The following is a 25,706-nucleotide window of genomic DNA, read 5'->3' on the forward strand; positions in this document are numbered from 1 at the left end:
CATGACAAAACTAAAAATTAAATCAGGAGATACAGTAAAGGTTATTGCTGGAGACAATAAAGGTCAGCAAGGAACTGTACAAAAGGTATTGAAAGATAAGAACAAGGCAATTGTTGAAGGTGTAAACCTTGTTTCAAAACACAAAAAGCCTAGTGCTGCTAATCCACAAGGTGGTATAGTAAAGCAAGAAGCACCAATTCATATTTCCAATTTATCATTGTTAACATCTAATGGTGAGACTACAAGAGTTGGATATAGAATGGAAGGAGATAAGAAAGTGAGATTTTCTAAAAAATCTAATGAAGTAATATAGTTATGGCTTATATCCCAAGACTTAAACAAGAGTATAAAGACAGAATCGTGTCAGCTCTTACAGAAGAATTTAGTTACGGTAATGTAATGGAAGTACCAAAACTTAAAAAAATAGTTTTAAGTAGAGGTATTGGTGCAGCTGTAGCAGATAAAAAGTTAATCGATTACGCTGTAGATGAATTAACAACAATTACAGGGCAAAAAGCTGTAGCTACAATTTCTAAGAAGGATGTTGCTTCTTTCAAATTACGTAAAGGAATGCCAATAGGTGCTAAGGTTACGTTAAGAGGAGAAAGAATGTATGAGTTTTTAGATCGTTTGATTACTTCAGCTTTACCACGTGTAAGAGATTTTAATGGTATTAAAGCAACTGGTTTTGATGGTAGAGGTAATTACTCTTTAGGGATTACTGAGCAGATCATTTTCCCGGAGATTGATATTGATAAGGTGAATAAAATTTCAGGAATGAATATCACTTTCGAAACTTCTGCGAATACTGATAAAGAAGCAAAATCATTGTTAACTGAACTAGGTTTACCTTTTAAAAAGAATTAATTATGGCTAAAGAATCAATGAAAGCCCGTGAGGTGAAGAGAGCTAAAACGGTTGCTAAATATGCTGAAAAGCGTAAGGCTTTAAAAGAAGCTGGAGATTATGAAGCATTACAAAAATTACCGAAAAACGCTTCGCCAATCCGTATGCACAATCGTTGTAAGTTAACAGGAAGACCAAAAGGATATATGCGTCAGTTTGGAATTTCTCGTGTTACTTTCCGAGAAATGGCAAATAAGGGATTAATTCCAGGTGTAACTAAAGCTAGTTGGTAATAACAAAAAATTAATTGGTCTAAGGTTCGGTTAAGAAATAATTGAAAACCAAGATCATAAATATCAAATAATGAATACAGATCCTATTGCAGATTATTTAACTAGAATTCGTAATGCAAATAGCGCTCAACATAGAGTAGTTGAGATTCCTGCATCGAAAGTTAAAAAAGAGATTACTAAGATATTATTCGATCAAGGATATATCTTAAGTTATAAATTTGAGGATAATACAACACAAGGTAGTATTAAGATTGCTCTTAAATACGATAAGTTAACAAAAGAGCCTGTGATTAAAGAATTACAAAGAATCAGTAAGCCTGGTTTACGTAAATACGCAGGATCTAAAGAAATACCAAGAATTCTTAATGGATTAGGTATTGCGATTGTTTCTACTTCTCACGGTGTAATGACTGGTAAGCAAGCTAAGCGAGAGAATGTAGGTGGAGAAGTACTTTGTTACGTATACTAACAGTAAAAAAAGACAAAAGAAATGTCAAGAATAGGAAAAAATCCAGTAACTATTCCGTCTGGTGTCACTGTAGAGGTGACAGGTAATGTTGTTACTGTTAAAGGAAAATTAGGAGAGCTTTCACAGGAGATCGATAGTATCGATGTGAAAGTAGAAGAAGGTCAGGTTGTTCTAGAAAGACCTAGTGATGCTAAAGATCATAGAGCGAAGCACGGATTATACAGAGCTTTAATCAACAATATGGTACAGGGTGTTTCAGAAGGTTTTACTAAAGAGTTAGAATTGGTAGGGGTAGGATATAGAGCTTCTAATCAAGGACAGAAATTAGATTTAGCTTTAGGTTTTTCTCATAACATCGTTATAGATGTTGCACCAGAGGTAAAAATCGAAACTATATCTGAAAAAGGTAAAAACCCGATCGTAAAATTAACTTCTCATGACAAACAATTGGTTGGTCAGGTAGCCGCTAAGATTAGAGGATTCCGTAAGCCAGAACCTTACAAAGGAAAAGGAGTTAAGTTCGTAGGAGAGCAATTAAGAAGAAAAGCAGGTAAATCTGCATAATAACGAAGTTATGGCATTCTCAAAAGATTTAAGAAGATTAAAAATCAGAAAGCGAATCCGCGGAACAGTAAGCGGAACAGAACAACGTCCTAGATTATCTGTTTTTAGAAGTAATAAAGAGATCTATGCACAGATCATAGATGATGTAACTGGTAAGACTATTAGTGCTGCTTCTTCAAGAGATAAAGATATAGCAGCTGCATCAGGAAGCAAAGCAGAAAAAGCTGGCTTAGTTGGTAAAGCTCTAGCAGAAAAAGCTATGAAAGCAGGTGTAGAAACCGTATCTTTTGATAGAGGTGGATATTTGTACCATGGAAGAGTTAAATCATTAGCTGAAGGAGCTAGAGAAGGAGGACTTAAATTCTAAGAAATTATGTATCAAAAATATAAAAACGCAGAATTAGTAAAACCAAGTGGACTTGAATTAAAGGATCGTTTAGTTGGTGTACAACGTGTTACTAAGGTAACAAAAGGAGGTAGAGCATTTGGATTCTCTGCTATCGTTGTTGTAGGAGACGAAAACGGTGTTGTAGGTCATGGTTTAGGTAAGTCTAAAGAAGTTGCTGAAGCTATTGCCAAAGCAGTAGAAGATGCTAAGAAGAATCTAGTACGTATACCATTAAATAAAGGAACTTTACCTCACGAACAAAAAGGTAAGTACGGTGGAGCAAGAGTATTATTAATGCCTGCTGCAACGGGTACAGGAGTTATTGCCGGTGGAGCGATCCGTGCGGTATTAGAATCTGTTGGTGTGCATGATGTACTTTCTAAAAATCAAGGATCATCTAACCCTCATAATGTGGTGAAAGCAACTTTCGATGCTTTGTTACAAATGAGAAGTGCAGAACAAGTTGCTAAGCAACGAGGTGTTTCACTTGAAAAAGTATTTAAAGGATAATAAATTAGGAACGATGGCAAAGATTAAAATTACTAAAGTAAAAAGCGCGATAAACCGTACTCAGAGACAGAAAAGAACTCTAGAGGCTTTAGGTCTTAAAAAGATCGGTCAGGTTGTTGAGCACGATGACACTCCTAATATCCTAGGGATGGTAAATAAAGTTAAACATTTAGTTTCAGTAGAAACAAAATAATATAAGCACATGGATTTAAGTAACTTAAAACCTGCTGCAGGTTCAGTAAAAAATAACAGCAAGCGATTAGGTCGTGGTCAAGGTTCTGGAAAAGGTGGAACAGCTGCTCGTGGTCACAAGGGAGCAAAGTCTCGTTCTGGTTACTCTAGAAAGATTGGTTTCGAAGGTGGGCAAATGCCTCTTCAAAGACGTGTGCCTAAGTTTGGTTTTACTAATATTAATAGAAAAGAATATCAGGGAATCAATTTAGATACACTTCAGAAGCTAGTTGACGCTGGTAAAATAACTGATACTGTAGATCTAGACGTGATATTGGAAACACGTTTAGCGGGGAAAAATGATTTGGTTAAGATACTGGGAAGAGGTGAGCTGAAAGCAAAATTAAAGGTTTCAGCACATAAATTTACAGCCACTGCAAAAGCTGCAATTGAAGCAGCAGGTGGTGAAGCGGTAACCTTATAAAAGATATTTCATGAAATTTATTGATACAATAAAAAACGTTTGGAAAATCGAAGAGCTGAAAAATAGAATTCTAGTGACATTAGGATTGCTTTTAGTATATCGATTTGGAGCACAAGTCGTGCTTCCTGGAGTAGATGGAGGTGAGTTAGCTAGTTTAGGGGCTCAAACAGAAAATGGATTACTTGGTTTATTTAATGCGTTTACTGGTGGGGCATTCGCTAATGCCTCTGTGTTTGCTCTTGGGATTATGCCATATATATCGGCTTCAATTGTTGTGCAACTCATGGGTATAGCCATTCCGTACTTGCAGAAGTTGCAAAAAGAGGGGGAGAGTGGAAGGAAAAAAATTAATCAGATCACTAGATGGTTAACAATTGCGATAACTTTAATACAAGGACCAGGTTATATTTACAATTTGTTTGCCACTCTTCCGGCTACTGCTTTTAGCACCGAAATTAGTCAAACTGTTTTCGTTGTATCGTCTGTTATAATTCTTACAACTGGTTGTATTTTTGCGATGTGGTTGGGAGAAAAGATTACCGATAAGGGTATCGGTAATGGAATATCCTTATTGATTATGGTTGGTATTATTGCTACACTTCCTCAATCATTTGTTCAGAATTTTGTTTCTAGAACTTCTGGAGAAGGAGGTGATGTGATTATGGTATTGATTGAATTAGTAATTTGGTTTGTTATTATTTTAGCTTCCGTGCTATTAGTGATGGCTGTTCGTCAAATACCGGTGCAATATGCCAGAAGAACTGCAAGTGGGGGATATGAGAAAAATGTATTTGGTTCTCGTCAATACATACCCTTGAAACTTAATGCCTCGGGGGTGATGCCGATTATATTTGCACAAGCTATTATGTTTGTGCCTGCTGCGGTTGCGAAACTTTCGGATTCTGATTTTTCTCAGGGAATAGCAGCTGCATTCAGCGATATTTTTGGGTTTTGGTATAACGTGGTATTTGGTTTGTTAATTATAATCTTTACATATTTCTATACTGCTATTACTGTACCGACAAACAAGATGGCTGATGATTTAAAAAGAAGCGGTGGTTTTATTCCAGGAATCAGACCAGGTAGTGAAACAGCAGAGTATTTAGATAAAATAATGTCTCAGATAACATTACCAGGATCTATATTTCTAGCTTTGATTGCTGTATTCCCTGCTATTGCAGTTAAGTTATTAGGTGTTCAACAAGGATGGGCACTGTTTTTCGGAGGAACCTCATTACTAATTATGGTGGGAGTAGCAATTGATACAATGCAACAGGTTAATTCATATTTGTTAAACAGACATTATGATGGATTAATGAAAACTGGTAAAAATAGAAAAGCGGTAGCATAATGGCAAAACAACCAGCAATAGAACAAGATGGAAGTATTATAGAAGCATTGTCTAATGCAATGTTTCGTGTGGAATTAGAAAATGGTCACGTGGTGACAGCCCATATCTCTGGTAAAATGCGTATGCATTATATTAAATTACTACCAGGTGATAAAGTGAAATTGGAAATGAGTCCTTATGATTTATCAAAGGCTCGTATAACATACAGATACTAATAATTTTAAGAATATTAGTTAATTAAGATTTTTTGTTTACTTTTGCAGGCTGAAAATCTTGTTAACGAGACCTTCTGAAATGCTAATACGTATTTTCAGGATTTAAACACAAAGAGATGAAAGTTAGAGCATCAATAAAAAAGAGAAGTGCCGAGTGCAAGATTGTGCGTAGAAAAGGCCGACTTTACGTAATTAATAAAAAAAATCCTAGATTTAAACAAAGACAAGGGTAATTATGGCAAGAATTGCAGGGGTAGATATACCTAAACAAAAGCGAGGAGTTATAGCATTAACCTATATCTTCGGAATCGGTAGAAGTAGAGCTAAAGAGATATTAGCTACTGCCAAAGTAGACGAGAGTATTAAAGTTTCTGACTGGGATGATGATCAAATTGGTCGTATTCGTGAAGCTGTAGGAGCCTATACCATTGAAGGAGAATTACGTTCTGAAGTACAACTGAATATTAAGCGTCTTATGGATATTGGATGCTACAGAGGTATACGTCACAGAGCTGGTTTACCACTTAGAGGACAACGTACAAAAAACAATTCTAGAACACGTAAAGGAAGAAGAAAAACAGTTGCTAATAAGAAAAAAGCAACTAAATAATAAGTAGTATGGCAAAGTCAACTTCGAAAAAACGTAAAGTAATCGTTGAATCTATAGGAGAAGCTCATGTAACAGCATCTTTTAACAACATTATTATTTCGTTAACTAATAAAAAAGGAGACGTTATTTCTTGGTCTTCAGCTGGTAAAATGGGATTCAGAGGTTCTAAAAAGAACACACCATATGCTGCACAGTTAGCTGCAGAAGATGCTGCTAAAGTGGCTATAGAAGCTGGATTAAAGAAAGTAAAAGTTTACGTTAAAGGTCCTGGAAACGGTAGAGAGTCTGCAATACGTTCTATTCATAATTCTGGAATAGAGGTTTCAGAAATCATCGATGTAACTCCAATGCCTCATAATGGTTGTCGTCCTCCTAAAAGACGTAGAGTATAAGTAAAAGTGTCCCGAGTTCATTCGGGATCTCTTTTATTAATATATTATAAATCAAAGTAAGTCTAAGAAGAGGAAAAACAATTATCGAAGGAAAGAGACCTTAATTCATAATTACCTCTCAAAATTTAAGTAAAAATCAAATGGCAAGATATACTGGTCCAAAAACTAAAATCGCTCGTAAATTTGGTGAAGCGATCTTCGGAGACGATAAGTCGTTCGAAAAAAGAAATTATCCTCCTGGTCAACATGGAAATAACAGACGTAGAGGAAAGAAAAGTGAATATGCAATCCAATTAATGGAAAAGCAAAAAGCTAAGTATACATATGGAATATTAGAGCGTCAGTTCAGAAATATGTTCGAAAAAGCAACAAGGTCACAAGGAATTACTGGTGAGGTTTTACTTCAATTATGTGAATCTCGTCTTGATAATGTTGCTTTTAGAATGGGATTGGCAAACTCTCGTAGAGGAGCTAGACAACTAGTTTCTCATAGACACATTACTGTTAATGGAGAGTTAGTAAATATTCCTTCTTACCGTTTAAAACCTGGTGATGTAGTAGGAGTAAGAGAAAAATCAAAATCTTTAGAAGTTATTCAAAACTCATTAGCTAACAATAGCAAGGTGTATGAGTGGATTACTTTTAATAATGACACAAAAGAAGGTACTTTTGTATCTGTGCCGGCAAGAATTCAAATTCCGGAAAATATCAACGAACAATTCATCGTCGAATTATATTCGAAGTAATAAATAACTCTTAGAAGAAACAATAATATGGCAATATTAAATTTTCAGAAGCCCGATAAAGTTATCATGATCGACTCTAGTGAGTTTGATGGTAAGTTTGAATTTAGACCATTAGAACCTGGATACGGACTGACAGTTGGTAACGCTTTACGAAGAGTTTTGCTATCTTCTTTAGAGGGATTCGCTATAACTTCATTGAGAATAGAAGGAGTAGATCATGAGTTTTCTACAATTTCTGGAGTTGTAGAGGATGTAACTGAGATTATTCTAAACCTAAAACAAGTTCGTTTTAAACGTCAGATTGAAGATATAGATAATGAGTCAGTAACCATTTCTATTTCTGGTCAAGAGCAATTAACAGCTGGAGATTTTCAGAAGTTTATTTCAGGTTTTCAAGTTCTTAATCCAGACTTGGTAATCTGTAATATGGATAAGAAAGTTGCTCTTAATCTAGAGATTACTATAGAAAAAGGTAGAGGATATGTGCCTGCTGAAGAAAATAAAAAGGCAAATGCTCCTATCGGAACAATCTTTACTGATTCAATCTATACGCCAATCAAAAATGTAAAGTATAGTATCGAGAATTATCGTGTAGAACAAAAAACAGATTACGAAAAGTTAGTTTTCGAAATTGTTACAGATGGTTCTATACATCCTAAAGATGCTTTGACTGAAGCTGCTAAAATCTTGATTCACCACTTTATGTTGTTCTCTGATGAGCGTATCACGTTAGAAGCTGACGAAATTGCTCAGACTGAAACATATGATGAGGAATCATTACATATGAGACAGTTATTAAAAACTAAATTAATCGATATGGATCTTTCTGTTAGAGCATTAAATTGCTTGAAAGCGGCAGAAGTTGATACATTAGGAGATTTAGTTTCTTACAACAAAAATGATTTAATGAAGTTCCGTAATTTCGGAAAGAAATCTTTAACAGAGCTTGAAGAGCTTGTAAATGTTAAAGGTCTTAATTTCGGTATGGATCTTTCTAAATACAAATTAGATAAAGACTAACACATCATATTTTGCTCTCTGCACGAGGTGGATCGAGCAAGATGATGCTAAATTTTTAATGTCATGAGACACGGAAAAAAAGTAAACCACTTAGGAAGAAAAACTGCACATCGCAAGGCAATGCTTGCAAACATGGCTTGTTCTCTTATCGAGCATAAAAGAATAAACACTACAGTTGCAAAAGCAAAAGCTTTAAAGCAGTTTGTTGAGCCATTAGTAACTAAATCTAAAGAAGATACTACGCACAACCGTAGAATCGTATTCAGTAAATTACGTAATAAGTATGCAGTTGCTGAATTGTTTAGAGATGTAGCAGCAAAAGTTGGAGACAGACCTGGAGGATACACTAGAATTATCAAGTTAGGGAATCGTCTTGGAGATAACGCTGATATGGCAATGATAGAATTAGTGGATTACAACGAATTGTATAACGCTGGTAAGCCTGCTAAAAAGAAATCTACTCGTAGAGGTAGAAACAAAAAGGCTAGTGCTCCTGCAGCACCTGCACCAGAAGCTACTAATTCAGAAGAAGAATAAATGATTAGTATTAATCACACATAATAGAAAAGGATAAACGTTCTGTCGTTTATCCTTTTTTTTTGAATTTTTGTAAAAACTTAAATCCTAAGAAAAAGGAATCGTAATATTAAATAATTATAAAGGATGAAATATCAATCTCGAAAAAAGGCAATCGTTTTATTAGCAGATGGTACTATTTTTTATGGAAAAGCAGTTGGAAGAGAAGGAACTGCATTTGGAGAAGTTTGTTTTAATACTGGTATGACAGGATACCAAGAGATTTTTACAGATCCTTCCTATTTTGGTCAATTAATGGTAGCTACCAACGCACATATCGGTAACTATGGGACACAAAAAGAAGAGGTTGAGTCTGATTCTATTAAAATTGCAGGATTAATCGTAAAGAATTTTAGCTACGAATTTTCTCGTGATCGTGCAGATAGTTCTTTACAAGATTTTCTAGAGGAGAATAATCTTCTGGCTATATCTGATGTAGATACAAGAGCACTAGTAAGTTATATTAGAGATAATGGAGCCATGAATGCACTGATTTCTACAGAAATTGATGATATCGAGGGGTTGAAAAAAAGATTGGCAGAAGTTCCTGATATGAATGGATTAGAACTTGCATCACAAGTATCTACAAAAGAGCCTTATTATTTTGGTAATCCTGATGCTACTTATAAAATCTCTGCTTTGGATATAGGAGTTAAGAAAAATATTCTACGTAATCTTTCTGAAAGAGATGCTTATATAAAAGTTTTCCCATATAATGCTACTTTTGAAGAAATGAGCGAATGGGGACCAGATGGTTATTTCTTATCTAATGGTCCTGGAGATCCTGAACCTTTATCCCAAGCCATTGCTACGGCAAAGGAAATAATCAGTAAAGACTTGCCTTTATTCGGAATATGTTTAGGACACCAAGTTATTGCATTAGCTAATGGAATCGGTACCTATAAAATGCATAATGGACATAGAGGAATTAATCATCCGGTAAAAAACTTAATTACAGGAAAAGGAGAAATTACTTCGCAAAATCATGGTTTTGCAATCAATAGAGAAGAAACAGAGGCAAATCCAGAAATTGAAATTACTCATGTTCATCTTAATGATGATACTGTGGCAGGTATAAGAATGAAAAATAAAAATTGTTTTTCTGTACAATATCACCCAGAAGCAAGTCCAGGTCCTAATGATTCTGTTTATCTATTTGATCAGTTTATAAATAATATTAAAAACGCAAAAGTAGAGGCTTAAAAAAACATAATTTTTGCAAAACCAAAGGATAATATGTAATAAGTTGATCTATAACGTTATAGTTGATAACTTGTTGTGTTTACTGGTGTTTAAGCAATAAATTAAGAGGTTTTCTGAGGTATTTAAACTAACTCGTTTTGTATATTGCGAAGAATTAAAATTATCCAACAAAAACAAATCAAGAAATGAGTGTAATTATCAATATTCACGCCAGACAAATTTTAGATTCACGTGGTAACCCAACTGTAGAAGTTGACGTGATAACCGAAAATGGTGTATTAGGAAGAGCAGCGGTTCCATCTGGTGCATCTACAGGAGAACATGAAGCGGTAGAGCTAAGAGATGGTGGTAGTGACTATATGGGTAAAGGAGTAAAAAAAGCTGTTGAAAATGTGAATACCATAATCGCAGAAGAATTACTTGGTTTTTCAGTGTTTGATCAGAATTTATTAGATCATACAATGATCAAATTAGATGGAACTCCTAATAAATCCAAATTAGGAGCGAATGCGATCCTAGGTGTTTCTTTGGCTGCTGCAAAAGCTGCTGCTAATGAGCTGAATATGCCATTGTATAGATACGTAGGAGGAGTGAGTGCTAATACATTACCAGTTCCTATGATGAATATCATTAATGGAGGATCTCATAGTGATGCACCAATTGCTTTTCAAGAGTTTATGGTAATGCCTGTAAAAGCTGAAAACTTTACACATGCTATGCAAATGGGAACCGAGATTTTTCATAATCTAAAAAAAGTTCTTCATGATAGAGGATTAAGTACAGCTGTAGGAGATGAAGGTGGTTTTGCTCCTACTTTAGATGGTACAGAAGATGCTTTAGATTCTATAGCACTTGCAGTAGAAAAAGCTGGGTATAAGTTTGGAGATGAAGTAATGGTAGCATTAGATTGTGCAGCGGCAGAATTTTATGTAGATGGAAAGTATGATTATACTAAGTTTGAAGGAAAATCTGGAGTAGTTAGAACTAGCGAAGAGCAAGCTGATTATTTAGCTTCCTTAACTGAAAAATATCCTATTATCTCTATTGAAGATGGTATGGACGAGAATGACTGGGATGGATGGAAATATTTGACAGAAAAAGTTGGTGATAAGGTTCAGTTAGTTGGAGATGATTTGTTTGTGACAAATGTAGAACGTTTGTCTAGAGGAATCGAGAATGGTATCGCGAATTCAATTTTGATAAAAGTGAATCAAATTGGTACACTTACTGAAACTATTGCAGCAGTAAATATGGCACATAATGCAGGGTACACTTCTGTGATGTCACATAGATCAGGAGAAACTGAGGATAATACCATAGCTGATTTAGCAGTTGCTTTAAATACTGGACAGATAAAAACAGGTTCAGCATCTAGAAGTGATAGAATGGCTAAATACAATCAATTACTTCGAATAGAAGAAGAATTGGGTATGGTAGCGTATTATCCAAAAGAAAAAGCATTTAAAGTCAAAAAATAAATGTATCAAAGAGCTCACCTTAATGGTGAGCTTTTTTTTTATATGTAAATCAATAAAAAATTAGGTAATATCCTTTAAGTAATCTTTTTCATATTCGTAAAAGTTGTGCTTATTTTCCTTAGTCTTAATAATTACGTATTGGACTTTTTATAGTTATGGAGTAAGTTATGATTGATGAATTATATGATTATTGAAAGTTATATGAAAAATAACTTCAAAAATGATATTTCCTGTGCAAAATTGATAGTGCGATTAATAATATATTAACACTATATTTTGTAATTTAGCAACCCTTACTATAACAGCAAAATTCTAAATAATAACAATGTCAAAAAAAGCTATTTTAGAAATCGACGGTAACAAATATGAGTTCCCTATAATCGAAGGAACTGAAAAAGAATTAGGAATAGATATCAAAACTCTCAGAGGTGCTACAGGTGGTATCACTACAATAGATCCAGGATATAAAAACACAGGAAGTTGTGAGAGTGCAATAACTTTTCTAGATGGAGAAAAAGGAATTTTAAGATACCGAGGATATTCTATAGAAGAATTAGCAGAAAAAGCAGATTTTTTGGAAGTAGCTTATTTGTTGATTTTTGGTGATTTACCAACTGCAGAACAATTAGATAAATTCGATAAAGACATTAAAGAAGAGTCTCATATAGATGAAGACATGAAAAGAATCCTAGATGGATTCCCTAAAAGCGCTCATCCAATGGGTGTGCTTTCTTCCTTAACAAGTGCGTTAATTGCTTTTAATCCTGGATCAGTAGATGTAGATTCAGAAGAAGCAATGTATGGTGCAATTGTAAAAATAATGGCTAAGTTTCCTGTTCTAGCTTCATGGACGATGAGAAAGCGAAAAAGTCTTCCTTTGGATTATGGAGATAGTTCTTTAGGGTATGTAGAGAACTTGAGCAAAATGATGTTTTCTAGACCGAATAAGACATATGAAGCTAATAAAATTGTAAATGATGCACTAGATAAACTATTAATTTTGCATGCAGATCATGAACAAAACTGTTCGACATCTACAGTAAGAATTGTAGGTTCTTCTCATGCAGGTTTATTCGCTTCCTTGTCAGCTGGTATTTCTGCTTTATGGGGTCCATTACATGGTGGAGCCAATCAAGCGGTTATAGAAATGTTAGAAGCAATTAGAGAAGATGGAGGAGATACTGCAAAGTACATCGCTAAAGCAAAAGATAAAGAAGATCCATTCCGTTTAATGGGATTTGGACATAGGGTATATAAAAACTTTGATCCTAGAGCAAAAATTATAAAGGTTGCAGCAGAAGAAGTATTAGGAGATCTGGGGATAGAAGATCCTGTTTTAGATATCGCTAAAGGGCTTGCAAAAGTAGCCTTGGAAGATGAATACTTCGTTAAAAGAAAACTTTATCCGAATGTAGATTTCTATTCTGGGATTATCTATAGAGCTTTAGGTATACCTACAGAAATGTTTACGGTTATGTTTGCTTTAGGTAGACTTCCAGGTTGGATTGCGCAGTGGAGAGAAATGCGTCTGCGTAAAGAACCGATAGGAAGACCAAGACAAATATATACAGGAGAAACTTACAGAGCGTTTAAATCGGTTTCTGAGAGATAATAAAAGTATAAAAAGTAAAAAAGGGTATTGATTTTTTCAATATAGTAAATTGAAAATGAGCTGCTAACTATGTTAGCGGCTTTTTTGCTTTTTACGGGTATTGCAATAAAATAACGAACTAATTACATTTTAGTAAATGTATTTGGAGTAGTAAGACTTTTTTAATGTGAATAAATGTACATGTTAAGATCTTTCTTTTATTAAAAAACACTAAATAATGTTTAGTGTTTATTCTATTTTAATTAACATTTCTTAAATAATTGTTTAATTTATTTTTGAGGATTATTTGTTTTAAACTTAGTTTTATTGAAGTATTATTATTATTTCGAATGTTTGAAAATATATTTTTTAAAAATTCAAGAAAATTCAAATTTTAAGGTAACATTATTCCCCGTTGCGTAACTAAGTAATACGGAACTTATATTTAAATTCTACTTAGATGCTAAAACTATTGAACTCTTGGAGTCATGGCTATGTTGTTATTCCTGTAATTTGCGCTTTACAAAAAAGAGGTTTTTTTAAGTCAGTAAATAAGATTGATTTTTCTTTGGAAGAATTGTCTGAAATTATATCGTTCAATTCCGGATACATGAAAGCCACCTTAAGAATTCTATTATCTATGGGGTGGTTTAAGATCACTGAAAATGGTAAGTATCAATTGGTAAGCCAAAAAACGGAAGACGTTCCAATCTCCTTGTTAGAACTAATTAAAAAAGATTGTTTTAGTAAGGAGTCACCAATTGAAGATGTACAACTGTATTCGGATATACTAGATGACTTGAAAAAAGGATGGAATTGTAAGGACCCTTTTTTAATATCTATGCTCGATGGTATTACATTAATACCAATAATGCTGAAATTAAGAGCATGTTCTGAAAATTATAAGTATCAATTCGATAAAGAAATATTTCACGGGAAAATACAGTCTAAAATTGTTGCTTTATTTTTTGAAAGAGGATGGCTGATGAAAGAAGGTGATAATATCAGTTTTTCCGATTTTGGTAATACACTAATTGACAAAGCAATGAATTTCGGAACAGTAGTTTCCTATACGTCGTTGCTTTACAACATGGAATCGTTACTTTTTGGAAATCCAAAAGAACTTTTTGAATATTCTGATGAAGGTCATGAAGTACACGTCGATCGAAGCTTAAATGTCATTTCTAGCGGTTTTCAGCATCAAAGATATTTTAAAGAAGTTGACGATATTATTATAGATATCTTTAATAAACAACCTTTTGATAATCAACCGTCTTACGTTGCTGATATGGGATGTGGCGACGGTACCTTTTTGAAGAGAATTTATCAAACAATTACAGAAAATACTGAGCGGGGTAAGGTACTTGATAAGTACCCACTAAGATTAATAGGAATTGATTTTAACAAAAAAGCACTTTTAGAGACAGAAAAAACATTAGGAGAGATTCCTAATTTGCTGATTACAGGAGATATCGGAGATCCGGAAGCTTTATACGAATCACTATCTGAACGAATTGATGACCCTGAAAATGTATTACATATAAGATCATTTTTAGATCATGACAGACCATATATTCCTGCAAAAGAGGAATTTCCTTATGTAGATTCTGAAAGTTTTAGTATTGATAAAAATGGTCAACTAATAGATGAAAAGTTAGCTTTTGGAAGTTTAGTAGAACACTTTGATAGATGGGCAAAGTTGAAGTCCAGATTTGGTATTATTATCTTAGAAGTACATTCTTTGCCTTTCTCCATGGTGAATAGGTTTTTGAATGAATCCGAAAACTTACATTTTGATGCATATCATGCCTTTTCTCACCAGCATTTAGTCGAAGCATCGACATTTTTGTTAGCAACTGCAAATGTTGGGTTATTTCCTGATGAAAATTTTTCTAAAAAATTTCCAAGTCAATTACCTTATTCTAGAATTACCTTAAATTATTTCAAAAAAGAAAACTACGCTATACGAACTGCATCCGAAAAGGACCTTGATGAACTGTATCAGTTAGAAAAAGATTGTTGGCCTAAAAACCTTAGAAAAAGCCAGCGTATAATAAAAGAGAGAATTAAAAAAAAACCTACGAATCATTTTGTGATCCAATTTGAAGGGAAAATAGTAGGTGCAGTTTATACACAGTATATCGAAAGTGTCGAGGTTCTAAAGAATGCTAAGTTTGAAGATATCGATCAACTGAATCAGTCCAGCTCTGATATTATTCAATTATTAAATCTGAATATAACCCCTTCCTGCCAGCATATGGGTTTAGGAGATAAGCTATTGAAGTTTCTAGTAACACATTTGAAATTAAAGGGTGTTGTAAAACGAATTGTTGGAGTAAGTCGTTGCAGAGATTTTATTGAGGAGTCAGGCATTACCTATGAAGAATATGTACGAACAGAAGACCAAAGAGGGCTTCCACTTGACCCTATTTTAAGATTTCATGGCTTACACGGCGCAACAGTTTCGGATATTTTGTTTGGATATCGAAAAAGGGATAAAGAAAATTTAGGAAATGGAGTCCTTATAAGCTATGACTTGTTAAACGAATCTAAAAGTTCTCAAAATAGAAATGAAGAAAAGAAATTTTCGGGAGATAAAATGTTGGAAGGAATTAAAAATGATATCTATCAAAAAATAAATAAACTATTACGTTCTTCTTCTGATTTTGATTTTGATGTTCCTTTAATGGAAATGGGACTTGATTCTGCTGATTTAATGGAATTAGGCGTTTTAATAGATAATACATATCAAATTAAAACACCATCCACATTTTTTTTCCAATTTAACACACCTAAGGCTATTGTAAATAGGTTATTGGAGCTATCTCCTGAAACCATACTTGATAAAGAGGAAAAGCATACACGATCAAGCGATTCTCAACAATTGAATGAAGAAGGGATTAAGGATACGTCTGATAGCAATGAGGTAGCCATTGTTGGGTATAGTTTCAGACTTCCAGGTGCTTCTACAAATAAAGCACTCTGGGATATTTTAGAAAAAGGAAAGACGGTAATAAGCGACACACCAAAAGATAGATGGATCTGGCCAGAATGGATTGATATATATGAAGAGCATAAGGGTATAAACCTGGGAGGATATGTTGAAGATATAGATAAATTTGATGCTTCTTTTTTTAGAATAACACCAAGAGAAGCTGAATTAATGGATCCTCAACAAAGATTATCGCTGGAGTTAGTATGGGAGTTATTAGAGAATTCGGGTTATAAGCCTTCCAAAATAAAAGGGAGTAATACTGGAGTATATGTAGGAGTAAGCGGGAGTGATTATGAATTGTTGTTAAGAGATAATAAAGTAGAAGAAACCTTATCAGGAACAGGAACTTCTACAGCAATAATCGCCAATAGACTTTCTTATTTCTATGATATTGAGGGACCGAGTATACAGATCGATACCGCTTGTTCATCTTCTCTTGTAGCTTTAAATGAGGCTGTTAAATCAATAAAAACTGGAGAAAGCGATCAAGCAATCGTAGGAGGTATAAATATCATATGTCATCCCTCTCGCAGTATTTCTTATTATAAGTCCAAAATGTTGAGTAAAGATGGACGGTGCTTTACTTTTGATGAAAAAGCAAATGGATTTGTAAGGGGAGAAGGAGCGGTATATATGTTGCTTAAACCTTTAAAAACAGCTCTAAAGGAAGGAGACAAAATACATGCTGTTATAAAATCTACTGCGGTAAATCACGGTGGTCAATCAGGTGGTCTCACTGTTCCAAATCCGGAAAAACAACAGAAACTTATTGAAAAAGCATATATAAACGCCAAGGTGCCAATTGAATCCGTGGACTATATAGAAGCACACGGAACTGGAACGGCATTGGGAGATCCAATAGAAATTTCTGGGTTATCCGAAGCATTTAAAAACCTCATACATGCTAAATCAAACAACTCCTATGCTAGTAAAAACACTAAACACAGAATAGAAATAGAACCTTGGTGCGCATTAGGTTCGATTAAAACAAATGTAGGTCATTTAGAAGCTGCATCTGGAATAACTGGATTGCTAAAAGTGCTATTGTCAATAGAAAAAAAGAGCCTACCCTCTTCTTTAAATTTTGATGTATTAAACTCTAAAATAGTATTAGACAATACACCTTTTTATATTCAGAATGAAACAAGTAATTGGATAAGCAAGAACGATAATAATATTTTAAGAGCTGGTATAAGTAGTTTTGGACTGGGAGGCGCTAATAGTCATGTAGTTATAGAATCTTATCCGGGTCAAACGAAAATACAAGACACCATAAAAAACCAACCTTATCTTTTCATTTTATCAGCAAAAAATGCAGATAGATTGAATGAATATATAGATAAAGTTATATTTCATTTGAAGGAAAACCCACTTATCAATCCTCTAGATCTTTCGTATACTTCACAAGTAACAAAAGAGGATTTGGCCAATAGAGTAGCTATAATTTACAAAGACTTGGCAGGTTTAACTCAGAAATTAATTGATTATAGAAATCACAAAGAATCAGAAAAAATTTATAGAAACACTGGTCTAAGGGAAGAAAATCCAGTTTCGATGCCAGATGGTTTTAGAATGAATTCTGATGAAGATAATTTAGTTAAAATTGCTGAATATTGGTGTAATGGGGCTATAATTGATTGGAGTCGATTGTATTCGAACTATAGACCAAATAAAATTGAATTTCCCTCCTATCCTTTTGAAAAATTACGTTGTTGGATTCAGAAGGATGACTCTTTGGAAGAAAACAAAAAAGAAATCCATTCCTTAATACACATTACCAAATCCGATAGAGAACAACCAGGGTATAGCAGCGAATTTAATGGGAACGAATATTTTTTTACCGATCACATAGTTTCTGAAGAAAAAGTATTTCCTGGAGTTGCCTATTTGGCGATCGCAAAAGAAGCGGGTAAAAGAAGCTTTCACAAAAGGGTTACCGCTTTAGAAAATGTTAATTGGTTTCAACCAATATCGGTGTCGAAAGATCATCAAAAAGTAAGTGTCAAAACTCACATCAATAAAGAAGGTTCTTACGAAATTATAACGGAATATGATGGAACCAAAGTGCTACATGGATCTGGGAATATTCAAACTACCGTTTCTAGGTTGGAAAATAGGTTTTTTGATCTAAATGCAATCAAAGGAAGATTGCTAAACTCAAAAAATAGAGAAGAATGTTATCGTTTGTTAGCTAAAAACGGTCTTCGTTATGGTCAAAGCTTTAAGGGGATTAAAGGGTTTTATTACAATGAAAAAGAAGCGTTGTCTAAAATAGAATTGCCTAGTAAAAATGATCCTACTTTACTAGGAATTATGGATTCGGCATTTCAGACTTGTGTATTGCAAAATATGATGATGGATGATGCACCTCGGGTTCTTATGCCGTTTAGTCTTAAGCAACTAAATATACTTAGAGACCTACCTGAAACTGTATGGTGTTATGTTCGAAATCACTCAAACAAACAACTGAAAAAGAACGTATCTACTTTCGAGATAGATCTTTTTAATCAAGAAGGTGAGGTTATTTTTAATTTTAAAGAATTAATACTACTACCACAACCACAGAATAAGAAATTAGTAAATACTATTGGAAACGATAACGGAGTAACGTTATCGAACAATAACCTCTTATACGTTCCTGTTTGGGAAAAAGCTAAAGCACTTCAAATTGAAAAAGGAATTAGTGACGGGGTCCATACGCTGGTAACAGATGGTAGATCAACCAGTTTATCAGAAGCGATAGGTAATTATTTAAGTGATCGGGGATGTCAGTTTGAAGAAGTTGCTTCTTTTGATCAAATTAATACAAGAACAACAAATGTATACTTCTTATCAGGATGGTACGATGAAAATATCCAATATAACAATGTGGATATTTATGATGGAACTGAGCTGTCAATATTTGAATCCATTAAATCCTTGCTACGTTCGGATTGCGATATTCATAACCTTAATATTACCGTTTTTACCAAAAATACAAAGCAAATCTTTGAAAAAGATTTAGCTACTCATCGAGGAGGAGGAGTCAATGGATTAATGAGTTCGTTGGCAAAAGAAATACCTTCTGTGAACATTAGAATTATTGATTTTGAAAATAAAGAGTTCGACCATAAAGAAATAGAAAAAATATTACGTGCTCCTTATATCAATGATGTAGTTGGTTATCGAAACGGTAATTTTTATAAAAGAAAATTATCTAATATCACACTAAACCAAAGAACCGGTACCAGACTAAAAGCTAATCGAGTTTATGTGATTTTAGGTGGTGCGGGTGGAATTGGCAAAATAACAACACACTATTTGGCAGAAAAATACAATGCTCAAGTAATATGGTTAGGTCGTAGAGAATTAGATAAGGATATTCAGAAATCACAAGACGAAATTGAACAAGTAGGACCTAAACCGCTCTATATTCAATGTAATGCAAATAATAAACTTGAGCTGTTACAAGCTTATGATAAAATCAAAAAGTTATATCGATCTATAAATGGTTTGTTTCACTCTGCATTGGTACTCAATGATATGAGTTTGATGAATATGAAAAAAGAAGATTTTATTAGTTCTTTTTCAATAAAAGCAATAGCAAGCCATAATTTAGTAAGTACCTTTAAAAAAGAGCCATTAGACTTTATTTGTTTTTATTCTTCCATTCAATCTTACTGGAATGCACCAGGTCAAGCTAATTACTCTGCAGGTTGTACCTACAAGGATTCCCTATGCAACAGTTTAAGAAATACCCTGAGTATACCTATATACACTATTAATTGGGGGTATTGGGGAGAAGTAGGTGTTGTCGCTTCGGAAATCTATGCAGAGAAAATGAAACAAATGGGGATGGATAGTATTTCTCCAAAAGAAGGAATGGAAGTCTTGGAAAAAGTTTTATCCGGGAAGCAAACCGAGATTATCGCTATGAAACTTAACAGTCAGCGATCCGCAATAGTTCAAAACAAACTAATGGATAAAATGATGATTGATCTAAAGGATAGCTCGGCTCTTTCCCTTGTTACTCCAGAGATTGATGCATATAATAAAAACCAGATGGCTGATACAGAACTTAAACTTGTTTGTAGCAAAGGAATATTACAAGTGTTAATAGAGATGGGGCTTATGGAGTTCACTCAAAGTGAAAGAAATGAGCAATTAACGGATGATATATGTCAGTTTCTGAACATAGTTCCAAAATACAATAAGCTATTTGATGAAATTCTTAAATATCTAGAAGAGTTAGATTACATCCAAATATTAGCAAATGACATTTCAATCGATGAAAAACTCAGGGAAGAACTTAGAGATTATGATATTTCAAGTGAATTCGAAAGAATCAGATTGGAATATAAAGATTTAGCATCTTATATAAATCTTTTAGAAAGATGCTTTACTTCTTATTCAGAAATATTAAGAGGAAATAATCATGCGGTAGATATTATTTTTCCCAATGGAGATTTGAACTATGTTGAAGGTATTTATAAAGGGAATTACAGGTTCGATTATTTTAACCAAACGTTAGCTAAGACTGTAAAAGAGATTGTAAAAAATGGCATAGAAAATAATGGTATCAATAATAAGATAAGAATTCTGGAAGTAGGAGCGGGAACTGGTGCCACAAGTGAAGCTCTTTTTAAGGAATTATCTCAATATAAGGACAATGTTATTTACTATTACACAGATGTTTCGAATCGATTTTTGATATATGCTCGTGATCAATATTCGGATCAGACACCATACATCAGGACCGCTATACTTGATATAGAGGACGAAGAAGTACATAAATCCTTAGATATTGGGTCCTTTGATATCATTATCGGCTCAAATGTTATACATGCAACCAAAAGCATATCTAGTTCATTACTCAATATTAAAAGGCTACTAAAAAAGAATGGGATTTTGGTATTGAATGAGCTGAAAAAGAAAGACATATTTTTCACACTTACTTTTGGATTGTTAGATGGATGGTGGGGATACCAGGATCAAGAATTAAGAATAAAAGGGAGCCCTATACTATCAGAAGAAAGTTGGAAAAATGTACTTGAAGAAGCTGGATTTGATGACTTTATTTCATTAGAGAATAAAGAAGATATACCTCAACAACTTATTTTGGGTAAGAGTAATGGCCAAGTACTTATTCCTGCAGAAAGAGAAAAAACAGACATTACAGAGTTAAATACCTCTCAGTTAACCGAAAAACAATCAAATTCAGCAGAATTAAATTTACAAGAATATGCAGAATCATATCTAAAAAGAGTTTTTTATAAAGTGTTAAAACTTGAAGAAAAATCAATAGATGTTTACGCTTCTTTTGAGTCTTTAGGAATTGATTCTATATTAATAGGGTTACTGTCTAAAGAACTTTCTAGGAAATTTGACAAATTCCAAACTACGGTATTTTTTGAATTCAAAAATTTAAAACAACTTTCAGAATATTTTGTTCAGCAATATGGAGAGAGCTTAAGAAGAGAGATTAATGGAAAGGACAATGATTTACAAAATAGCTTTAGAAACAATTATTTGGATCATGAAGTACTCGAAAAAAAGAATACGCTTTCAGATGAGTCAAAGTTCTATGTAGAAAAAGAGAAGTTTTTACAAGAAGAGATAGCCATAATTGGATTGAGTGGTAGGTATCCCGGTGCAGATAATATGGAAGAGTTTTGGGAAAACCTAAAAACAGGAACAAACAGTGTTACCCAAATACCAAAATCCAGGTGGGATATTGATCCATTTTATGATGTTAAAAAAGGGAAAGAAGGAAAGATAAATTGTAAATACGGAGGCTTTATTAACGGGGTAGAAGAATTTGATCCTCTTTTCTTTAATATCTCGCCAAAAGAAGCAGTGAAGATGGATCCACAAGAAAGGTTGTTTCTTCAGACAACCTGGGAAGCGATCGAAGATGCGGGTTATAAGGCAAGTGAATTATCAAAAGAGTTTTCTGAAGGAAAGAAAACAGGGGTTTATGTAGGCGTAATGTATGAAGAATATAGTTTTTTTGGAATAGAGAAAACTATAGAAGGAAAACCCACTACACTAGGTGGTACTACATCTGGAATTGCTAACAGAGTTTCGCATCATTTGGATTTTGATGGACCAAGCATGGTAGTTAATACAATGTGCTCTTCTTCCTTAACTGCAATTCATTTAGCTTGTAACGATTTGATTTTAGGAGCTTCAGATGTAGCTATCGCAGGAGGTGTAAATATCTCAATTCATCCCAATAAATATCTTATGCTTAGCCAGGGAACCTTTTTATCTAATAGAGGTAAGTGCGAAAGTTTTGGAAGTCAGGGAGAAGGTTTTGTTCCTGCCGAGGGCGTGGGAGCGTTACTTCTCAAAAGACGGGCAGAAGCAGAAAGAGATGGTGATAGAATCTATGGTATAATTAAAGGAACAGCAATTAATCATGGAGGAAAAACAAATGGATATACAGTTCCAAATCCAACAGCTCAATCATCTGTGATCAAAACTGCTATTAAAAATGCTAGAATAAAAGCCGAAAATATCAGCTATATCGAAGCACACGGAACTGGAACCAGTTTGGGCGATCCTGTAGAAATAGCAGGCCTAACAAAAGCTTTTGGAACTCAAAAGAAGCAATATTGTAGCATTGGATCTATAAAGTCCAATATCGGACATTGCGAGTCTGCTGCCGGAATTGCAGGCATTACAAAAGTACTTTTACAGCTTAAATACAAAAAACTAGTCCCTTCATTACACGCATCTCAGCTTAATTCTAATATTGATTTTGACACCACTCCATTCAGGGTTCAGCAACATTTAGAAAATTGGAACGGCAAAAACGATATTCCCAGAATAGCAGGAGTTAGTGGCTTTGGAGCAGGAGGAAGCAATGCCCATATTATCATTGAAGAATATCAATCAAAACAGTCATATCAATCAAAACAGTCTGATAAAGGGAAATTCAATATCCCGGTAATTATTGTTCTTTCTGCAAAAAGAACGGATAGACTGAGACAGTATGTACTAAATTTAAAAACGCATCTAGAAAACTATCCAAACGAAAATCTTTATGATATAGCAGGTACACTGCAAATGGGTAGAGAAGAAATGTCTAAAAGATTGGCATTTACTGCTCACAATATCGAAGAGATAATTGAAAAATTAATAAAATACTTAAGTAACGATACTAACAATATATCTATAGGTAGCGTTAAAAAGAATACTCTTAACTATCCACAAGATTCCAAAAACCTTGATTTCATTGCGGATGCTATTAGGAATAAGAAATATGATGAGATTTCAAGAAGTTGGGTAGAAGGCGTATTTATTGATTGGTCATTACTTTATACAGATTTTCGTCCAAGAAAAATTAGTCTACCAACATATCCATTCGCAAAGGAACATTATTGGATACAAGATAATTTTGATTCGAATATTGTTTTTCCAGAAAAATCATTAGAAGTTGAAGAGTTAAGTGCCTTAATGCCAACCAATGTTTCGCTGATTCAACAACAGGTAGTTGATAAAATATGTGACCTAATTCATAAACTATTAAAAATTGATAAGGCACATATTGAAATTGATGAGGATTTAGGAGATTATGGTTTCGATTCGGTAACATTAACAAAATTTTCTATAAGTCTAAATGAATTTTATGATTTAGATCTTAAACCAACGATTTTTTATAATTATTCTACAATTGAACTTTTAGTTGATTTTTTAATCGAAAATTACTTAGCGAAAGTAAAAATTGTACATGGTGATAGCTTAAATGAAAATAGTCTTCATGCTAAAGAAGATTTATCCAAGGTTAAATCATCTTCAATTGATCTGGCTAACATTGCAGAAAATAGTGTTCCTCTAGATCATAATTTTAAAAAATCATACAAGTATTTAGCTGATTCTTCCCATAAATCATCAGCAGTTGCGGTGGTAGGTATAAGTGGTCGTTTTCCAGGTTCTCCAGATGTAAATACTTTCTGGGACCACATAAAAAATAACCAAGACTTAATCACTGAAGTTCCGGAATCCAGATGGAAATGGGAAAAATATTATGGGAATCCTTATCTGGATAAAAATAAAACGAAATCAAAATGGGGAGGGTTTATCGATGACATTGATAAATTTGATCCAATGTTTTTTGGGATTTCACCAAGAGAAGCAGAACTTATGGATCCTCAGCAAAGAATTACTTTAGAAGCAGTTTATGGTGCTTTTGAAGATGCTTCGATCCCTATTAGCAAAATAAAAGGAAGTAATACAGGAGTATTTATAGGCTGCTCAAGTTCAGATTATTCAACACTACTTAATAAAAATGAATACGCCGCGAGTCAGGCTCAATTTTCTACAGGTATTGCACATTCTATTTTAGCTAATAGAATATCATATTTATTTGATCTCCACGGGCCAAGTGAACCTATTGATACCGCATGTTCAAGTTCATTAATTTCGATTCATAGAGCGGTTGAATGCATAAGACATGGGCAATGCGATATGGCTATAGCAGGAGGTGTAAATGCCTTACTGTCTCCAGAGCTAACTCTTTCGTTTAGTCAAGCAGGGATGTTAAGTGAAGATGGTAGGTGTAAAACTTTTGATGATAGCGCTAATGGTTATGTTAGAGGTGAAGGAGTTGGAATTGTAATCCTTAAGCCATTACATCAAGCTCAGAAAGATGGGGATCAAATTTATGGGGTGATAAAAGGTTCTTCCGAGAATCACGGAGGAAAAGCCAATACCTTGACATCACCAAACATGAATGCCCAAAAACAACTATTATTAGATGCTTATCGTAATTCGAAGGTAGATGTAAGGAATATCGGGTATATAGAAGCCCACGGAACCGGAACCGCCTTGGGGGATCCAATAGAAATAGATGGTCTAAAGGCGGCATTTGATGATTTGTTTGAAGAACAAAATATCGCTAAACCTGAAAAACCTTACTGTGGAGTAGGAAGTGTAAAAACCAATATAGGACATTTAGAAGCGGCAGCAGGAGTAGCTGGGTTTTTAAAAGTATTACTATCCTTAAAACATAAATTAATACCTGGGAATCCTCAGTTAAAACAACCAAATAAATACTTAGATCTAGCGAAAAGCCCCTTTTATTTACAAAAAAGCACAACACATTGGGAAGTCAAAGATCATCAATTGAGAGTAGCAGGGATAAGTAGTTTTGGTGCAGGAGGAAGTAACGCCCATCTAGTGGTTGAAGAATATGGTTCTGATCATCCAAAACAATATAATACAAGCGACCCAGCAGTTATCGTATTATCTGCATCCGATAAAAATGGACTTAGAAATAGAGCAGTTGATATTTTAGAATATATCAAATCAAACGCCGATTTAAACCTTTATGAGATTGCATATACACTACAAGTAGGTCGAGAATCAATGGATGAGAGATTAGGATTTGTTGCAAATACTATTTCTGAATTAAAGGAAAAACTAGAACTGTATTTGGACCATAACTCCAAAAAGTCTATTTCCAACTTGATGTATACAGGTAATAGTAAAGAAGAAAATGCCACTTCTATTTTAAAAGGAGAAGCAGGTAGAGCATTCATTCAGAAATCAATTGAATTAAAAGAGTCCGAGTCGTTGGCCCAGTTATGGGTTAAAAATGTCTTTATTGATTGGAATCTGTTATACGGAATAGAAAAACCAAACAGAATAAGCTTGCCTACATATCCATTTGCAAGGGAGACATATTGGATACCATCAGATATATCAGGGACAGAGAATAAAAAGAAAACAAAATTACACCCATTATTACATTTTCAAAATTAGAAAACAGCGTTTGTTGAAAATGTAAAAATAGGATCAAGTAAGTCAAAAATATAATAA

Annotated in this window: 21 protein-coding genes; all 21 read left to right on the forward strand. The window is 33.9% G+C overall.

Features of this window, described 5'->3' with window-relative positions:
- Position 1: 1 nt before the first annotated feature.
- A complete protein-coding gene (gene rplX / locus ACWNT5_RS07515) occupies positions 2-313 on the forward strand; it encodes a 50S ribosomal protein L24 (RefSeq protein ID WP_219009323.1) in 312 nt (103 codons plus the stop codon).
- Between the two features lie 2 nt (positions 314-315).
- Positions 316-867 (forward strand): 50S ribosomal protein L5, encoded by a 552-nt coding sequence (gene rplE / locus ACWNT5_RS07520; protein WP_219009322.1) that lies wholly within the window; start codon positions 316-318, stop codon positions 865-867.
- A 2-nt stretch (positions 868-869) separates the two neighbouring features.
- Positions 870-1,139, forward strand: a complete 270-nt coding sequence (rpsN, locus tag ACWNT5_RS07525) for a 30S ribosomal protein S14 (RefSeq protein ID WP_140597674.1) — start codon at positions 870-872, stop codon at positions 1,137-1,139.
- Positions 1,140-1,209: 70 nt separating this feature from the next.
- On the forward strand, positions 1,210-1,608 hold the full coding sequence (rpsH, locus tag ACWNT5_RS07530) for a 30S ribosomal protein S8 (RefSeq protein ID WP_219009320.1): 399 nt from the start codon (positions 1,210-1,212) through the stop codon (positions 1,606-1,608).
- A 21-nt stretch (positions 1,609-1,629) separates the two neighbouring features.
- On the forward strand, positions 1,630-2,172 hold the full coding sequence (gene rplF / locus ACWNT5_RS07535) for a 50S ribosomal protein L6 (protein WP_299608378.1): 543 nt from the start codon (positions 1,630-1,632) through the stop codon (positions 2,170-2,172).
- Between the two features lie 10 nt (positions 2,173-2,182).
- Positions 2,183-2,539, forward strand: a complete 357-nt coding sequence (gene rplR, locus ACWNT5_RS07540) for a 50S ribosomal protein L18 (protein WP_299608376.1) — start codon at positions 2,183-2,185, stop codon at positions 2,537-2,539.
- A gap of 6 nt (positions 2,540-2,545) precedes the next feature.
- Positions 2,546-3,070, forward strand: a complete 525-nt coding sequence (gene rpsE, locus ACWNT5_RS07545) for a 30S ribosomal protein S5 (protein WP_219009317.1) — start codon at positions 2,546-2,548, stop codon at positions 3,068-3,070.
- A gap of 13 nt (positions 3,071-3,083) precedes the next feature.
- The gene (rpmD, locus tag ACWNT5_RS07550; RefSeq protein WP_027392536.1) at positions 3,084-3,263 is read left to right on the forward strand and encodes a 50S ribosomal protein L30; all 180 of its coding nucleotides are present in this window, start codon (positions 3,084-3,086) and stop codon (positions 3,261-3,263) included.
- 9 nt (positions 3,264-3,272) lie between these two features.
- Positions 3,273-3,725, forward strand: coding sequence for a 50S ribosomal protein L15 (rplO, locus tag ACWNT5_RS07555; protein ID WP_219009316.1), 453 nt, complete (start codon positions 3,273-3,275; stop codon positions 3,723-3,725).
- A gap of 10 nt (positions 3,726-3,735) precedes the next feature.
- On the forward strand, positions 3,736-5,076 hold the full coding sequence (secY, locus tag ACWNT5_RS07560; RefSeq protein ID WP_299608373.1) for a preprotein translocase subunit SecY: 1,341 nt from the start codon (positions 3,736-3,738) through the stop codon (positions 5,074-5,076).
- Positions 5,076-5,291: a translation initiation factor IF-1 gene (infA, locus tag ACWNT5_RS07565; protein WP_010181908.1), complete on the forward strand. Its 216-nt coding sequence runs from the start codon at positions 5,076-5,078 to the stop codon at positions 5,289-5,291. The genes secY and infA overlap by 1 nt, the downstream gene beginning before the upstream one ends.
- 116 nt (positions 5,292-5,407) lie before the next feature.
- Entirely contained in the window at positions 5,408-5,524 is a 117-nt protein-coding gene (ykgO, locus tag ACWNT5_RS07570; RefSeq protein ID WP_013621733.1) for a type B 50S ribosomal protein L36, read from the forward strand.
- 2 nt (positions 5,525-5,526) lie between these two features.
- Positions 5,527-5,901 (forward strand): 30S ribosomal protein S13, encoded by a 375-nt coding sequence (rpsM, locus tag ACWNT5_RS07575; RefSeq protein ID WP_073316874.1) that lies wholly within the window; start codon positions 5,527-5,529, stop codon positions 5,899-5,901.
- An 8-nt stretch (positions 5,902-5,909) separates the two neighbouring features.
- Entirely contained in the window at positions 5,910-6,293 is a 384-nt protein-coding gene (gene rpsK, locus ACWNT5_RS07580) for a 30S ribosomal protein S11 (RefSeq protein ID WP_299608368.1), read from the forward strand.
- Positions 6,294-6,433: 140 nt separating this feature from the next.
- Positions 6,434-7,039, forward strand: a complete 606-nt coding sequence (gene rpsD / locus ACWNT5_RS07585; RefSeq protein WP_219009313.1) for a 30S ribosomal protein S4 — start codon at positions 6,434-6,436, stop codon at positions 7,037-7,039.
- 27 nt (positions 7,040-7,066) lie between these two features.
- Entirely contained in the window at positions 7,067-8,059 is a 993-nt protein-coding gene (locus ACWNT5_RS07590; protein ID WP_027392530.1) for a DNA-directed RNA polymerase subunit alpha, read from the forward strand.
- A 63-nt stretch (positions 8,060-8,122) separates the two neighbouring features.
- On the forward strand, positions 8,123-8,596 hold the full coding sequence (gene rplQ, locus ACWNT5_RS07595) for a 50S ribosomal protein L17 (RefSeq protein ID WP_299608361.1): 474 nt from the start codon (positions 8,123-8,125) through the stop codon (positions 8,594-8,596).
- Between the two features lie 126 nt (positions 8,597-8,722).
- Positions 8,723-9,838 (forward strand): glutamine-hydrolyzing carbamoyl-phosphate synthase small subunit, encoded by a 1,116-nt coding sequence (carA, locus tag ACWNT5_RS07600; protein WP_299608359.1) that lies wholly within the window; start codon positions 8,723-8,725, stop codon positions 9,836-9,838.
- Positions 9,839-10,023: 185 nt separating this feature from the next.
- A complete protein-coding gene (gene eno / locus ACWNT5_RS07605; protein ID WP_299608357.1) occupies positions 10,024-11,316 on the forward strand; it encodes a phosphopyruvate hydratase in 1,293 nt (430 codons plus the stop codon).
- 325 nt (positions 11,317-11,641) lie between these two features.
- Positions 11,642-12,928, forward strand: coding sequence for a citrate synthase (locus ACWNT5_RS07610; protein WP_299608355.1), 1,287 nt, complete (start codon positions 11,642-11,644; stop codon positions 12,926-12,928).
- A 439-nt stretch (positions 12,929-13,367) separates the two neighbouring features.
- Positions 13,368-25,649, forward strand: a complete 12,282-nt coding sequence (locus ACWNT5_RS07615) for an SDR family NAD(P)-dependent oxidoreductase (protein ID WP_456517016.1) — start codon at positions 13,368-13,370, stop codon at positions 25,647-25,649.
- The last annotated feature ends 57 nt before the right edge of the window (positions 25,650-25,706 follow it).

This window comes from Aquimarina sp. 433 (assembly GCF_054054605.1).